Annotated in this window: 13 protein-coding genes; 6 read left to right on the top strand and 7 right to left on the bottom strand. The window is 63.7% G+C overall.

What is annotated here, in order from left to right; genetic code table 11:
* Positions 1 to 27 precede the first annotated feature (27 nt).
* Positions 28 to 831, bottom strand: a complete 804-nt coding sequence (locus AB1451_08670) for an anti-sigma factor (protein MEW6682982.1) — start codon at positions 829 to 831, stop codon at positions 28 to 30.
* Positions 828 to 1,412, bottom strand: a complete 585-nt coding sequence (locus AB1451_08665) for a sigma-70 family RNA polymerase sigma factor (GenBank protein ID MEW6682981.1) — start codon at positions 1,410 to 1,412, stop codon at positions 828 to 830. The genes AB1451_08670 and AB1451_08665 overlap by 4 nt, the downstream gene beginning before the upstream one ends.
* 226 nt (positions 1,413 to 1,638) lie before the next feature.
* Here AB1451_08665 and AB1451_08660 point away from each other — a divergent pair, with 226 nt between their 5' ends.
* The 5 genes from AB1451_08660 to AB1451_08640 all read left to right on the top strand — a co-directional run bounded on the left by AB1451_08660 (position 1,639) and on the right by AB1451_08640 (position 6,408).
* Positions 1,639 to 2,862 (top strand): hypothetical protein, encoded by a 1,224-nt coding sequence (locus tag AB1451_08660; protein MEW6682980.1) that lies wholly within the window; start codon positions 1,639 to 1,641, stop codon positions 2,860 to 2,862.
* A gap of 16 nt (positions 2,863 to 2,878) precedes the next feature.
* Entirely contained in the window at positions 2,879 to 4,024 is a 1,146-nt protein-coding gene (locus AB1451_08655; GenBank protein ID MEW6682979.1) for a HupE/UreJ family protein, read from the top strand.
* Between the two features lie 83 nt (positions 4,025 to 4,107).
* Complete coding sequence (locus AB1451_08650; GenBank protein ID MEW6682978.1) at positions 4,108 to 4,326, top strand: hypothetical protein; 219 nt, start codon at positions 4,108 to 4,110, stop codon at positions 4,324 to 4,326.
* A 49-nt stretch (positions 4,327 to 4,375) separates the two neighbouring features.
* Entirely contained in the window at positions 4,376 to 5,866 is a 1,491-nt protein-coding gene (locus AB1451_08645) for a DUF4331 domain-containing protein (protein MEW6682977.1), read from the top strand.
* Between the two features lie 92 nt (positions 5,867 to 5,958).
* On the top strand, positions 5,959 to 6,408 hold the full coding sequence (locus AB1451_08640; GenBank protein MEW6682976.1) for a group 1 truncated hemoglobin: 450 nt from the start codon (positions 5,959 to 5,961) through the stop codon (positions 6,406 to 6,408).
* A gap of 115 nt (positions 6,409 to 6,523) precedes the next feature.
* Here AB1451_08640 and AB1451_08635 read toward each other — a convergent pair whose 3' ends face one another.
* On the bottom strand, positions 6,524 to 7,618 hold the full coding sequence (locus tag AB1451_08635; GenBank protein ID MEW6682975.1) for a helix-turn-helix transcriptional regulator: 1,095 nt from the start codon (positions 7,616 to 7,618) through the stop codon (positions 6,524 to 6,526).
* Positions 7,619 to 7,810: 192 nt separating this feature from the next.
* The gene (locus tag AB1451_08630; GenBank protein MEW6682974.1) at positions 7,811 to 8,359 is read right to left on the bottom strand and encodes a YbhB/YbcL family Raf kinase inhibitor-like protein; all 549 of its coding nucleotides are present in this window, start codon (positions 8,357 to 8,359) and stop codon (positions 7,811 to 7,813) included.
* Positions 8,360 to 8,604: 245 nt separating this feature from the next.
* On the opposite strand from AB1451_08630, the gene AB1451_08625 reads away from it, so the two are divergent.
* Positions 8,605 to 9,375 carry a tetratricopeptide repeat protein gene (locus AB1451_08625; protein ID MEW6682973.1) on the top strand — a complete coding sequence of 257 codons (771 nt, stop codon included), beginning with the start codon at positions 8,605 to 8,607 and terminating at the stop codon, positions 9,373 to 9,375.
* On the opposite strand, the gene AB1451_08620 is transcribed toward AB1451_08625, so the two are convergent.
* From AB1451_08620 to AB1451_08610, 3 genes are read right to left on the bottom strand one after another with little or no spacing between them, the layout of a single operon-like run.
* Complete coding sequence (locus AB1451_08620) at positions 9,372 to 12,494, bottom strand: efflux RND transporter permease subunit (GenBank protein ID MEW6682972.1); 3,123 nt, start codon at positions 12,492 to 12,494, stop codon at positions 9,372 to 9,374. The two genes, AB1451_08625 and AB1451_08620, sit on opposite strands and share 4 nt — an antisense overlap.
* Positions 12,495 to 12,497: 3 nt before the next feature.
* Positions 12,498 to 13,601, bottom strand: coding sequence for an efflux RND transporter periplasmic adaptor subunit (locus tag AB1451_08615; protein MEW6682971.1), 1,104 nt, complete (start codon positions 13,599 to 13,601; stop codon positions 12,498 to 12,500).
* A complete protein-coding gene (locus AB1451_08610) occupies positions 13,598 to 14,902 on the bottom strand; it encodes a TolC family protein (protein MEW6682970.1) in 1,305 nt (434 codons plus the stop codon). The genes AB1451_08615 and AB1451_08610 overlap by 4 nt, the downstream gene beginning before the upstream one ends.
* Positions 14,903 to 14,910 lie beyond the last annotated feature (8 nt).

Genomic DNA, 14,910 nt, shown 5'->3' with positions numbered 1-14,910 from the left:
CGCCGTTTGTCGACGGAGCCGAGCGGATTACAACGATTTGGTTTCGCCTTTGAGTACCATGTTGCCCGTAGGCTGCGCTGATCCGCCGGCCGGCTCGATCGTGATGGCGAAGATCTTCACCGTCTTGGTCGGTTCGGGGAGTGCCTTGACCTTCAGTGCGCCCACGCCGTGTCGGTCGAGGCTGAAGACACCGGCGTCCACCGGGGTGGCGTCTTGGATCGCCCAGAGTTGGTACACCTTTCCGGCTGGGAGCCCGGGCAGGTCAAAGGTGACAAGTAGGCCTGCGTTGGCGCTGGGGTTCCAGAACACGCGGCCGAACGCGTGGGGAGATGGTTCGAGGCCGGCGAGCGCGACCGGCATCGTGTCGCGGGCATTGACCACGCGCAGCGCGTCCTCGGCGTCGGCAAGCGCCACGCGCAACGCCGCGAGTTCGGTGTGGTAGCGCGCCACGGCGCGGTCACGGTCAAGGTCCTGTCGGATCACCAGCACGCCCAGCCCGGCCGCAACTGCCCAGCCTGTGACGAGGACCCACCGCGCGCGGGTTGAAGGCGCGGCCGCGGCGCGCTCCCGCGACCCGCGCGCTGCAGAAACCCTGGCATCGCGTTCGACTGCCGCGAGCAGCCGCTCCCTCATCGCCGGCGTAGGGGGGATCGGCGGGGGCACGCTCGCGAGCGCGGCCGCCACGGCGGAGAGACTCCGGCAGGCTTGGGCGCACGCCGGGCATCCGTCGGCGAGGTGTGCGTCTAACGCCCGTTGCTCCTGAGGCGTTGCTGCGCCGCTCGCCACCACGGCACACAACTCGTCGAATCGCGCGCAACCAGTCGCCGTCATCCCGTTGCTTCGGTGGTGTTCAACACCGCCTCCAACTTCTGCATGCCGAGCCGAATCCGCGTCTTCACCGTGCCCAACGGCGCGTTCACCCTGAGCGCAATTTCGGGGTGGGTGAGACCGTTGAAGAAGGCCAAGGTGACCGCTTGGCGTTGCTCAGCGGGCAGGGTGGCCAGGGCCGTATGCACCCGCTCCTGCGTTTCACCATCGATCGCTTGTTGGTCCGCGGTTTCGGCCCCTGGAATCCGCTCACGGTCCTCGTCGGGAAGGTCCGCGGTCCGCGCCGTCCGGAGCTTAACCCGGCGGAGGCGGTCGAGTCCACGGCTCCTCGCGATCTGGACCAGCCAGGCCACCGGCCTTCCACGGGTCGGGTCGTAGCTGCCAGCCTGCCGCCACACCTGCCAGAACGCATCTTGGAGCGCCTCCTCCGCCTCTGAGCGGTCCCCGAGCAGCCGGCAGAGAAAGCCCAACACCGTGGACGCGTGGCGGTCGTAGAACGTCGCGAACGCCTGGGCATCCCGTTTCACCATTTCCGAGACCAGCTCTTCGTCGCTCGGCTTGGTGCTCATCGCTGCGAGTAGCATGGCCTGCTCACTCCTTTCTACGGCTGGCATGGGCAATTAGATCTGAAATCCAAGTGCGCCAACGGCGCAGCCTGGAAATCTTCCCCTTCCTCCCGGATGGCGAAGCAATCTATTGGCACATTGGCTTCGTAGTACGCAGTGTAGGCGCCGGGTGCTTTGGGCGCTATCCCCCCAGATCGGGGGATCGGGGTTCGCCATTGCGTGACGGCATGTGGGAGGACTCAGGATGAACCGATTCAAGACGAGTGCCGTATGTGCCGCCGAAGCCGCTGTCGCGGCCCTTATATGGTTTGTGATGTGGGCTCCGGCGGCAATGGGCGAGCCGTTTCTGCCCGCTGACGATGCGCAGGTGTTGGAGCGCCTCCGCACAGCGGCGGCGGATCCGCAGGCGCGAGAGCTGCGCCGGCTGCGGGCCGAGTTGGCTCAACATCCCGGCGATCTTGATCTCGCGGTCACGCTGGCAACGCGGTACATCGAACAGGGGCGGGCCGAGGCTGACCCGAGGTTTTATGGGTACGCGCAGTCCGCACTCGGTCCGTGGTGGGATGCGCCGCAGCCGCCACCAAAGGTCTTGATCCTGAGGGCCACGCTCCGTCAAAGCGTCCACGACTTTGACGGAGCGCTGGCTGATCTGGACGCGGTCCTCCGCGTGCAGCCGAACCATCCTCAGGCGTGGTTGACCCGAGCCGTGATCGCGCAGGTGCGCGGGGAGTATGCGGACGCCGCGCAGAGCTGTGCGCCGTTGAAACGGTTGTCCACCCCGCTGGTGGCTGCGACGTGTCTCGCAGGGGTGGCCGGCCTCAGCGGCGACGCGTTGGGCAGTTTCGAAGCCCTTCGTGCGAGCGTTAAGGCCCAACCGGACGCCGATCCTCACCTGCGGATCTGGGCGCTGACCGTGTTGGCGGAAATGGCCGACCGGTTGGGCAAGGTCGCAGCGGCCGACGCGTATTTTCGGCAGGCCATGGCGCTCGGGCTCCGGGACAGCTATTTGGTCGGCGCCTATGCCGACTACCTCCTTGACCAAGGCCGCGCCAGGGATGTGGTGGCGTTGCTCAAGGACGAGACCCGAGCCGATGGCCTCCTCATGCGCCTCACCCTCGCCGAACAGGCCTTGGGCGCTCCGAGCCTTGCGGCACACGTGGACGCGCTCCGGGCGCGGTTTGAATCCAGCCGTCGCCGTGGCGATGCCGTGCACCAGCGCGAGGAAGCCAGGTTTGTCCTTCACCTGCTCAACCAACCTCGGGAGGCGCTTGTGCTAGCGCAGGCCAACTGGGCGGTTCAGCGCGAGTCCTGGGATGCCCGTCTGGTGTTGGAGTCGGCGCTGGCCAGCCACGATCGCGCGGCGGCTCAACCGGTCGTGGAGTGGTTGAGGGTGAAGGGAATGGATGACGTCCACTTGGCGCGATTGCTGGACGCGCTCGGGAACGAGTCGAGGGAGGCGAAGCGATGAGTTATGGGGGACCGGCATGAATCGGCATGGGGCGCATCTGATTGTCGGACTGTTCACCCTGTGGATGGTCGGCGCGCCGGAGCACGCACACGCCCACAAGCCGAGCGACAGCTATGTGAGTCTTGCGGTTGATGGAACTGAGATCCGCGGTCGTTGGGACATTGCGTTGAGGGATCTTGACTATGCCATTGGCTTGGATGCCAACGATGACGGAGCCATCACCTGGGGCGAGGTCCGGGCCCGCCATGACGCCATCTCGGCCTACGCGTTGGCCAGACTGAGTATCGGGAGCGGGGGCAGGCCCTGCCCGACCAGCGCGATGGCGCAACTGATCGATCAGCACTCGGATGGGGCGTACACCGTGCTGCAATTTCAGGCCGAGTGCCGAAACGAGCCGCGCGACCTGGACCTTCGATACCGGCTCTTTGCCGATCTCGACCCACAGCACAAAGGTCTCTGGCAAGTGGCATGGCGCGGCCAGACCCAAACTGGGATCTTGAGCCACGACCACCCGGAGACGCGGATCGATCCGGCCGCATCCACACCGCTGGAGGAGTTTGTCGATTTCGGCCACGAAGGCATCTGGCACATCTGGCTGGGCTTTGACCATCTCCTGTTCCTGCTGACACTCCTGCTGCCCGCCGTGCTGTCCCGCCAGGGGAATCGCTGGCAGGTGGTCCCCGCATTGCAACCAGCCTTGTGGGACGTGGTGAAGATCGTCTCGGCGTTTACCATCGCGCATTCCGTCACGCTGAGCCTCGCCACGCTGTCGGTCATCCACCTCCCCTCGCGATGGGTCGAGTCCGCGATCGCCGCCTCCGTGGTGTTGGCGGCTCTCAACAACCTGTTCCCCGTGGTGCAGGGGCGCCGGTGGGTCGTGGCCTTTGGGTTTGGTCTGATCCATGGGTTCGGGTTCGCCAGCGTGCTGGCCGATCTGGGGCTTCCTCAGGGCGCCAAGGTTCTCGCGCTGATCGGATTCAATCTGGGGGTCGAGGTCGGACAGCTCGCGGTCGTGGCTGTCTTCCTACCCCTTGCCTATGGACTCCGTCGTTCGTGGGTGTACGAACGTCTGGTCTTCGTCCCGGGCTCGGTCCTCATTGCGATGGTCGCGTTGGTCTGGCTCGCAGAGCGGCTCTTCAATCTGAAGCTGCTGCCCTCGTAGTTCGGGCGAACCGGCACTGGGCTGACATCCAATTCCAGAATCGCTTCGTAGAGCCTGGCGTAACGGAAAGGAGGTGAGGGGTGATGAGGCAATACGGAATGGTGTTGGTAGCGGTCTTGGCGTTGGCGGGGTTGGGAGCTGGGTGCACGGACTCGGATCAGGGTCCTCGGGCCGCGAGCGTCGCAGAGGACACCCTGACCAAGGTATCCGACGAATTGACACCTGAGGAATCAGCGCTGGTCACTGCTGCCGAGGCGGAGGCGTCATCGGCTGGTCTGGCTGACGCGATGGAACATCCGTAACAGGATGTGACGAGTGACCTCAAACAACAACCAGGAGAAAGGAGCAACCATGTTCACCACAATCGGGCAACACCTCAAACAGACTGCGATCGGTCTGGCTATCGTGATGATGGCCGCCCCGGCCTTCGGCGCCAGCCACCGGGAAGCGCCCTTGATCGCCATGGACCCCGGCGCTGACATCACCGATTTCTACGCGTTTCGGAGTTGGGAGGACCCGAGCAAGGCGGTGTTCGTCATGAACGTGATCCCTTCGCAGGAGCCGAGTTCAGGGCCCAACTACTTCAACTTTGACGATGATGTGCTGTACGAGATCCACATCGACAACAACCAAAACAACATCGCGCAGAATATCGTGTACCAGTTCAGGTTCAAGACCGAGATCCGTCCGCCGGGTGATTTCTTCCCCCTCTCCTACGTGGCGGTTCCTCCGATCACGGAGTTGGATGGCCCGAATGCCGCCGGCCTGCTCCTTCGTCAGAGCTACACCGTGACGGAGAAGCGCTTTGGTCAGCCGCCTCGGGACCTGGGCCAGGGCGTGATGTATGCCGTCCCCTCCAACGTCGGTCTGCGGACCATGCCCGATTACGAAGGGCTGGCGGCCAAGGGAGTCTACGACTTGACCAACGGCGGTCGGGTCTTTGCCGGGCAGCGGGATGAGACGTTCTACATCGACTTGGGAGGGACCTTTGACACCCTGAACCTCCATATCTCGCCCATCCTGTCCACGGCCGATGATGCCAATGATTTTCAGAACGTGACGGGTGCACCCGATGCCTTCAGCGGGTTCAACGTCAATACCATCGCCATCGAGGTCCCGATCAGCGACCTGACGGGATCGGACGGCAACCTGGTGATCGGATCCTATGCTTCCACCAGCCGTCCCAAGGTCACCGTGATCAAGAAGGGCAACACCCGGCAGCACTCCGATCGGTATGTCCAGGTGGCTCGTCTGGGCAATCCATTGGTCAATGAGGTGATCATCGCTACCACGGACAAGGATCGCTGGAACGCCACGGATGCAGAGGAGGAAGCCCAGTTCGTCACCTACTACTGTAACTCCTCGTTGGCCACGGCCCTAAACCTGGTGTTCGGAACCACGTTCCCCACCGCCAATCGAGAGGACCTGGTCAATGTCCTGCTTCGGTACAGCCCGGGCGATCCGGTCTGTGGAGCGGACAACGTGAAGGAGCGGTTGGCGGACCTGGTCAGGTTGGACCTGAATGTGCCTCCCACATCGCCTGATAATCAGAAGCGCCTGGGGATCCTGGCCCATGACGTGGCCGGGACTTCCACCCCGGATACCGCGGCCTGGCCCAATGGCCGGCGGCCCAACGATGACGTGACCGACATTGCGCTTCGGGTGGTCGGCGGGGTGCTGACCAACCCAGCGACGCCATACCTGGGAGATGGCGTGAACTTCAACATCGGGGCGCCAGGGACCTCTGTCACGGCAAACGGCATTGCCACTGCGTTCCCGTTCTTGCCGACACCACACGATGGTCGGGATCGCCGTCACCGTGATCCAGGGGAAACCCCGTAAGACCGAGGACTGCAAGGGAGGGGCGCGTCACCGCGCCCCTCCTGCAGGGTCAACCATACCCAAAGGACAAGAGGAGAGGAAAGGAGCTGAAGATGGTTCGGATGTCAAAGCAAGTTGCGGTAGTGGTCGCGGCGCTGTGGTTGGCCGCAGGGTGTGCCGGTGGAAGTCTGATGTCGAAAACAGATGCCTCGCTGTACCAGCGGCTTGGCGAGAAACCCGCGATCGAGGCCGTGGTCGAGGATTTTGTGGGACGCGTGGCCGCGGACAGCCGGATCAACGGCCGATTCGCCAACGCGAATATCCCGCGGCTCAAGGCGATGCTGGTGGACCAGATCTGCCAGGCGTCCGGCGGGCCTTGTGCTTATCGCGGCCGAGATATGAAGTCCAGCCACGCCGGCATGGGGATCACGGCGCAGGACTTCGACGCCTTGGTCGAGGATCTGATTGCCACGTTGGACAAATTCAAGGTGCCGGCCAAGGAAAAGAACGAATTGTTGTCGGTACTTGGGCCGATGAAGCAGGACATTGTGGAGCGGATGTAGGCGGCCACGAGCGAATGGCAAGCAAGGCGAGCCGCGTTGCCGGTAGTGCGCGGCTCGCCTCCAGCGCGCGAGACGGCGATGCCGGAACATTGGGGCCGTTTGGGGCCGTGTTGAGTCAGAACCGAGGACCTGGGGAGGGACTTTCCTCCGCGGTGCCTGGTGTTGCCAGCACGGCCAAGACCTTGGCCACGAGCGGTCCCCGGCCATCCACGTCGGTCTTGCGGTAGAGCGAACCAAGGTATTCCTTGATCGTGTCCACGGCCAGGCCGAGTTGTACCGCGATTTCCTTCATGCTCTTGCCCGCGACGGCGCACGCGAGGACGTCGGCTTCGCGGGGCGAGAGATGGTGCTGGTGGGCGAACGCGCGGAGCACGGCCGCGGGCACCGGGGTCGCGTCCTGCGCCGTCCAACTCACCCGAAACAGCGGCGTCCGACCAAAGCCGATCTGCGAGAAGGTCAGGGCGTGACTGGTGCCTGCTTCGCGGAACTCACGACGCAACACGGCCAGCGGCCGATCGCGGACCTCAGTGATCCAATTCGGTAGAAACTCCTTGATGCGCGTCTCTAGGCGCGACGCGGTTCCTCCGGGACTCCCGGTTCCACCCTCGCGCGACACCATCGTGCCCTTCGCGTCGACAAACAGCGCGGGGAGGTCCTGCTCTGCCGACGTGGCGAGCAACTGCAGGTGCGGAAGGAGCAGATCGAGAAAATGTTTCTCCTCGGCGGAGAAGTCTGAACGCTGGGCGCTGCGGCTGAGATACAGGGCAAACCTGCCGCCGGGCGTGTCGAAGTACCCGCCGCAGGAAAACGCCATCCGGTGCTTGTGCCAGAAGTCGTTGTGGTATTCACGGAACTTGGCCTCGGGGAGCTGGATTTGCGGTGTGGCTGGAAAGTGAAGGCTGAAGCACTTGCGCCGGGGCGCGGACGCGATCAGCGCGTGCTTGTAGCGGTAGAAGTACCCGTTGTGATCGCGAAAGACCGCGGCGTCATCCCGCCCGCCGTTGGTGAAGGTGAGGGTCGACGGGATGATACGCGCCGTGTCCGCGTCGAGCTTCATGAACGGGACCGTATAGTCAAACGGGATGACGCGGTGCAGGCTCGTGAAGAAACGCTCGGGATCTTTCCACGGAGGGGTGGCATGCATGTCGCGCACGAGGGCGAACAGCGCATCGACTTTCCGCTGGGGGAGGTACATCGTGGATCTCAACACGTGAACTCAGCGCCGCACGATGAACGCGGCACGCATCAGTGTCCTCGGCCGACGCGCCATACCCACTGCGTGCAGGACCTCTCGCAGCAGCAGACCACAGTACGCCCTGAGGCGTCAAGGCCCTCAGTCCAAAAATTAACCGAGGCGCCATCGGCTGAAGGAGACTCAGGCTCATCTAAATCTCGGCCCTGCTCACCGGCCGTACGTAGCCGTGAACGATGCTTTGGCCAGACTATTCTGGTTCAGATAGAACCCCACCATCGCCCCGCTGGCGTCTGATTTGAGCGGCAGTTGATCGACCTTGAGTGCGTACACGGTGAAAATGTAGCGATGCGGTTTGTCGCCCGCAGGCGGGCAGGGGCCGCCGTAACCCGGCGCGCCGAAGTCGGTCATGCTCTGGATGGCCTGCACAGGGGCCAGGCCGGCGTCAGGCTTGCCGGTATTGGCGGGGAGTTGGGTGACCGACGGCGGGATGTTGAAAATGACCCAGTGCCACCAGCCGCTGCCGGTCGGCGCGTCGGGATCATACACAGTTACGGCGAAGCTCTTGGTGTCTTTGGGCGGGGTTTCCCACGCGAGGGCCGGAGAGATGTTGCCGCCGGTGCACCCGAAGCCGTTGAAGACCTGCTCGTTCGCGATGGTGGCTTTGTCTTTCAGAACTGGGCTTGTCAGACGAAACTCTGCGGCGATGCTCGGAACCGCCCAAAGGACTACGATCACTGCTAGCCAGATGCGAGTCATGTGCTTCTCCTTCCATGGAAAGCGACCGACAAACCAGCCACGGGGCTGACCTCTTGTGTGGTGGGAAGAGGATTTAACCTAGCACAGCCGCGGGAAGCGCTTCAAGCAGCCAACGCGACTCCCACCGCACCGATTCCCCCCTCAGAAAAATCGGCAGCGCCCCTGCTCTACCTGGTCCCTTACTGATCAGCCTCCCCTCGGCCCTGTGATTGACAACTGCTCCGCGCGGGTGCTACAGGCAAGGCGTGTCGAGGAATGAGGCGACGCCGGTCTCCTACGACCCTTCTCCCGCCTTCCGCCGTGGCGAAATCTTTTGGCACCGCGGACAGCTCGAGGCGGCGCTACGGTGTTTTGAGGAGGCGCTGATCGAAGAGCGAAAGCGGGCGGAACCGAGGCGAGTGATGCCGGTGCTGTTGAGTTTAGGCAGCGTACACGCGGCGCTGGGAGATCGGGAGGCGGCACGGGCGTGTTTTCAGGAGTTGCTCACGCTGCAGCGCGAGACGCCGGATGCTGGTATCGCGGGGCAGGCGCTGGTGAATCTGGGCAACTTGGCGCGGGAAATCGGTGAACGCGAACGGGCCCGGGCGTGTTATCTGGAAGCGCTGGACCTCCTCACCCCGCTCGGCGACACGCGGTCGCTGGGCATTCTGCACTGCAACATCGGATTGTTGGAGTTGGATGCCGGTCGGCTCGATGAGGCCATCGCCGCGCTGAAGACCGCGATCGACTGTCACAAACGTTCGGGATTCGAGGAGGGGCTGGCCGGCACGTGGGGCCAACTTGGGCGGGCGTTTCTTAAAGCAGGCAAGCTCGCCAAGGCTGAGACGTGTTTCAACTTTTCATCGAGTCACTTCATCAGCCTGGGCGACGTGGCGGGTGAGGCCGAAGCGTTGCGGGGACTGGTGTCGGTCTACGAAGCGAAAGGCGATACGGAACTGGTGACCCGCTGCCGGGAACGGATTGTGGAGATTCAGACCCGGTACGGCCTCGCGCCTGAGGGTCGCTTGCCCACTTAGCTCTCGACGCTCACTCCAACCCCTTCGCCGTTGCCCGCCAAGGTCTGCACCTCGATCTCTTTGGGCGTTGGCTCCGTGGGGCTGGTTCGCCTTCGTGCGAGTAAGGTGTACGAGGTCGGGATCACGAACAGGGTCAACAACGTCCCCAGCAGCAACCCGCCCACGATCACCCAGCCGATCTGCTGACGGCTTTCCGCCCCTGCGCCGGTTGCCAGAGCCAGCGGGACCGAACCCAGGATCATGGCGGCCGTGGTCATGAGGATCGGTCGCAGGCGCAACGACGCGGCTTCAATCACGGCCTCGCGCACTGCCCGGCCCCGCTCCTGCAGCTGGTTGGCGAATTCGACGATCAAAATTCCGTTCTTGGCGATCAAGCCCACCAGCATCACCATGCCGATCTGGCTGTAGACATTGAGCGTGTTGCCGGTCAGTTTCAACGACAGCAGTGCGCCGGCCATGGCCAGCGGCACCGAGAGCATGATGATGAACGGATCCACAAAGCTCTCGAACTGCGCGGACAGCACCAGGTAAAGAAAGATCAGCGCCAATGCAAACGCGATGTACATGCTGGCGCCGGATTCTTCAAACTCGCGCGACTGTCCGTCGAGCGCGGTCTGCGTGCCTGCCGGCAATACCTCGGCCGCGGCTTTTTCCATGAACTCCAGCGCGTCACCGAGCGCCACCCCGGGCGCGAGGTTCGCCGAGATCGTGGCGGACCGCAGGCGATTGAAGTGATTCAATTCCTTCGGCGCCACGGTTTCTTTGACCTGCATGAGATTGGAGAGCTGCACCAACTGGCCGTTGCTCCCGCGGACGTAGATGGCGGTCAAGTCGTTGGGACTGGTCCGGTCCTTGTCCGCGACTTTGACAATGACATCGTACTGCTCGCCCTCGCGTTTGAAGCGCGTGACCTGCCGGCCTCCGAGCAGCGTTTCCAGGGTGCGGCCTACGGTCTCGACTTCCACGCCCACGTCCGCGGTTTTCTCGCGATCGAGGGTGACCGCAAATTGGGGCTTGTTCAACTTCAGGTCGCTGTCCATGTTGACCAGCCCCGGGAACTCGCGGGCCTTGGCCATCAACTGATCCACCATGGTCTGCAGCTCGGCGTACGTGTTCGCCTGCACCACGAACATCACGGGGGGATTGCGAAAGCTCTGGCCAAGCGAGGGCGGATTGATGGGAAACGCCAGCACGCCGGGGAGTCCGAACATCTTGGGCATCAACTCGCCCACGATTTGCTGCTGCTTGCGTTCGCGCTCGTCCCAGGGTTTCAGCATGACGAACGAAAACGCGGAGGTCACGGGGTTGGGCCTTTCGAGCCCTGGCGCCACCACCATAAAATAGGTTCTGATCTCGGGCACCTGGCTGTACATGCCTTCCACGCGCCTGGCGTAGCTGTCGGTATACGCCATGGTGGCGCCTTCGGGTGCGAGCATCACGCCGATCATGATGCCGCGATCCTCCAACGGCGAGAGCTCGGCCTTGAGGGTCATGAACAGAAACACGATCGCCCCGGCGGTCGCCACGGCCAGCGACACGATCAACGCGCGATGATTGAGCGACCGGGTGAGCAGCGCTCGGTATCCAATGTTCAACCGTTCGATCCCGCGCTCGATCAGGCGGTAGATGCGGCCGTGTTGCAGCTCGTGGCGCAACAGCTTCGAGCACATCATGGGGGTCAGTGTCAGGGCCACGAAACCCGACACGATCACCGCCGCGGAGACCGTCAGAGCGAATTCGCGGAACAGTCGTCCGGTGGTGCCGGTCATGAAGGCCACGGGCACAAAAACCGCCGCGACCGTGGTCGTCATCGCCAGCACGGCGAACGCGATCTCCTTGCTGCCCTCGAGCGCCGCCTGTCCCGTCGGCATCCCGCGCTCGATGCGGCGGTAGATATTCTCCAGCACCACGATCGCGTCGTCCACCACCAGCCCGATCGCCAGCACCAGCGCCAGCAGCGTCAGCACGTTGACGGAAAACCCCAGCGCGTAGACAAAGACGAACGCGCCGATCAACGACACCGGGATCGTGACGAACGGGATGAGCGTGGCGCGGCCCGAACGCAGGAAATAGAAAATGACCAGCACGACCAGGATCAGCGCTTCCGCCAAAGCTTCGAAGACCGACTTGATCGACTCGTCGATGAAGACCGAACTGTCAAACCCGATCTGCAGCGTCATCCCGGCCGGGAGCCCGGCGGTCAGCTTGGGCAGTTCCGCTTTGACCGCTTTGGCCACGGCCAAGGTATTGGCGTTGGATTGTTTGACCACGCCCACCCCCACCGCGGGATCGCCGTTGACCCGCACCGCGTTACGGTCGTCGGCCGCCCCAAGTTCGGCGTAGCCCACGTCGCGCAAGCGGACCGGATACGTGTTGACCTCCCGAATGATGAGACGATCGAACTCCTCGGGCGTGCGCAGATCGGTTTCAGTCAGCACCGTGAATTCACGCTGTCGGCTTTCAATGCGGCCCGACGGCACTTCGACGTTTTGGCGGCGCAGCGCGTCTTCCACGTCCTGCGGGGTCAGGCCGTACGCGGCCAACCGCTCCCGGTCCAGCCACAAGCGCATGGCGTAACGGCGCTCGCCCCCGATGATGACGCTGGCCACGCCCGGCAAGGTCTGCAGGCGGTCCCTGACCACGCGGTCTGCATAGTCGGTGATCTCCAACGGCGTGTGGCGGTCGCTGGAGAAGGCGAGCCAGATAATGGGGAAGGCGTCGGCCTCGATCTTGGCGATCACCGGCTCGTCCGCCTCCTCGGGCAACAAACCCCGGACGCGCGCGGTGCGGTCCCGCACGTCGTTCGCCGCCGCGTCGATGTCGCGATCCAAGGTGAACTCCACCGTGACCTGACTGACCTCCTCACGGCTGACGGACTTGATGACCCTGATGCCTTCGATGCCGGCGAGCGAATCCTCGATCGGCTGGGTGATTTGGCTCTCCACCACCTCGGCGCTCGCTCCGATATAGACCGTGCGGACCGAGACAATGGGCGCATCGATATTGGGGTATTCCCGAACCGCCAGGCGGGTGTATGAGATGATGCCGATCAAAATCAGCATCAGACTCATCACGGTCGCGAGGACCGGCCGGCGAATGGAGAGTTCGGGCAGAAACACGATTTAGCCTTTACCGGGCGGTGCACCGCCGGGTGCGCTCTGTTGGTTGATGACGGTGACGGGTGCGCCGTCGCGAATCTTCATCTGGCCGCCGATCACCACTACGTCTTGAGGACTCAACCCCGAGACGACCTCGGCTTCACCGGCTCTTCGCTGACCGATACCGACCTTGACCATCGCCGCTTTACCGTCGACCACGCGGAACACGAACGCGTCGTTGCCCATGGGCACCACGGCCTGCTCCGGAATCAACAGTGCGTTCGGCCGCTCGGCCACGACCACGGCCACGCGCGCGAACATTCCGGGCAGCAGTTCGCCGCGCGGGCTCGGGATGCGGGCGCGCACCAGCACGGTGCGGGTGGCTTCGTCCAGCCGAGGGTCGATCGCCTCGATCTTGCCCGCGAACGTGCGGTCCGGAAACGCGTCCACGCGCACCGTAATCCCCTGACGGACGTTGACTCGGCTCACATCCACGCCGGGAACTCGGAAATCCACTTTCACGCTGGAGACATCTTCCAGGTTCACGAGCGCTTGGCCCGGCTGCACGTAGTCGCCGGGGCTGACCTGCCGCAGACCCAGCTTGCCGCCGAACGGCGCGCGAATGGTCGCCTTGCTCAACCGCTCGCGCGCAATGGCCAAATTGGCCTCGGCTTCTTTGAGTTTGGCGTTCAGCTCATCGAAGGCTTGCGGGCTGATCAACTTCTCAGCCTGGAGGGGCTTGGCCCGCTCCAGGTTTGCGCGGGCCAACTCAGCCGCGGCTTCGTTCTGCGCCACCTGCGCGGCCAGTTCCGTGGCGTCGAGCCGCACCAACACATCGCCCGCTTTCGCGGTGCGCCCCTCGGTAAATTCGATCGCGGTGATCCGCTGCGCGATCTCGGCGCGAATCACCACCGATTCGTTCGCTTGGAGCGACCCCACGGTTGCGATCTCATCGGTCACGGCGCCGACGCGCACGGGCGCGACTTCCACCGGCATCGGCGGCATCCCGCCCGGCGGACCTCCGGCGCCAGGCGGTCCGCCCGCGCGTTGCGCGAAGGCCGCCCACGCCGCGCCGACAATCGCCAGCGTCACAACGACGCCGAGTCGCTTGCGGGTTCCCGCCCTCACATCGACTCCTTGGGCATCGCCTGTTCCGCCTCCGCAAGAAACCGCCCCACGCTGCGTTGCACCTCCAAAATGGCCAAGTGTCGATCGTACGTCGCCGCGATCACGTCGCGTTCGGCTTCGATCAGCGTCTGGTTGGCGTCCAGAACGTCCAAGTTGGTGGCCAGGCCGAACGTGAATTGTTTGGACACCATCTCATAGTTCTTCTTGGAGAAACGGAGTTGTTCCTGGCGCGAGTCCAGTGCGCGGCTGACCGCCTCAAGGGTGAGGCCCGCGCTCGTCACCTCCAGATCGATGTCTTTGCTCAGCTTGGCGGTTTCCAACCGACTTTGTTCGAGCCTGGACTTGGCCTGTCGGAACTCCGCCTTGCGGAGCCCACCCTCGAACAATGGAATGTCAATCGTGGCGGCGACCCTCCAGTTTTCTTCGATGAAGAAGTTCGGCCTGGGATCCTGTTTGCGCCTGGAGTACGCGCCTTCGAGATCGAGGCTGGGGAGAAAATTTCCGCGGGCGAACGACACTTGTTCCTCCGCGATCCGTTCGTTCAGGTGGCTTCGCTGGACCTCGTCACGGCTGGTTTTCGCGGCTTCCAGCAATTGCGCCATCGACTCGGCCGGCACGTCCGGCACCTCGGGTTCCACGATTTCGACGTCTCCGGGCAACCCCGTCAGCAGCGCGAGTTCGCGTTTGGCTACGGCCACGTCTCGCTCCCTGGCCACCAGGTCGGCGTTGGCGCTGGCGAGTTCGGCCTCCGCCCGCAACAGGATCGACTCGGTCACTTCGCCGACCTTGTACCGCAACTCGGCCAGTCGGCGATGCTCCTTGAGCCGCTCGACGTTGCGCATCTGGATTTCCACGTTCTTCTGCGCCCGCAAGACGGTGTAAAAAACGTCCGCGACCCGCAACAACAACGCTTCACGACCCAACCGAAGGTCTTTCCCGGCCGCCTCGATCTGCCGCTGTGCAATGCGTCGTCCGGCACGGTTCTTCCCACCGGAATAAAGCGGTTGCTCCACACGCGCCTCCCAGCCATAACTCGACTCCGGTTGGAGAAGGATCGTGGCGCCGGCGACACCAGTTTCCTCAGGAGTCAGCGTGTAGTCGCCGTTAACGGTCAGTTTCGGCAACACCGCCGACAGGGCGCGGCGCTCTTCTTGTTCCGCTTGGCGCACGCCTTCTACCCTGATCTGAAGATCTTCGCTGTGCTGTACAGCCAGGGCGTAAACCTGCCCCAAGGCCATGGGTTCAGCGTCCGCCGTGACCGTTGACCAGCCGAACCATGCGATCGCGACGACAGCGACCATACCCCTTC

This window comes from Nitrospirota bacterium (genome assembly GCA_040757335.1).
Classification (GTDB): Bacteria; Nitrospirota; Nitrospiria; order 2-01-FULL-66-17; family 2-01-FULL-66-17; genus JBFLXB01.
This window is presented reverse-complemented; position numbering and strand designations above follow the sequence as displayed.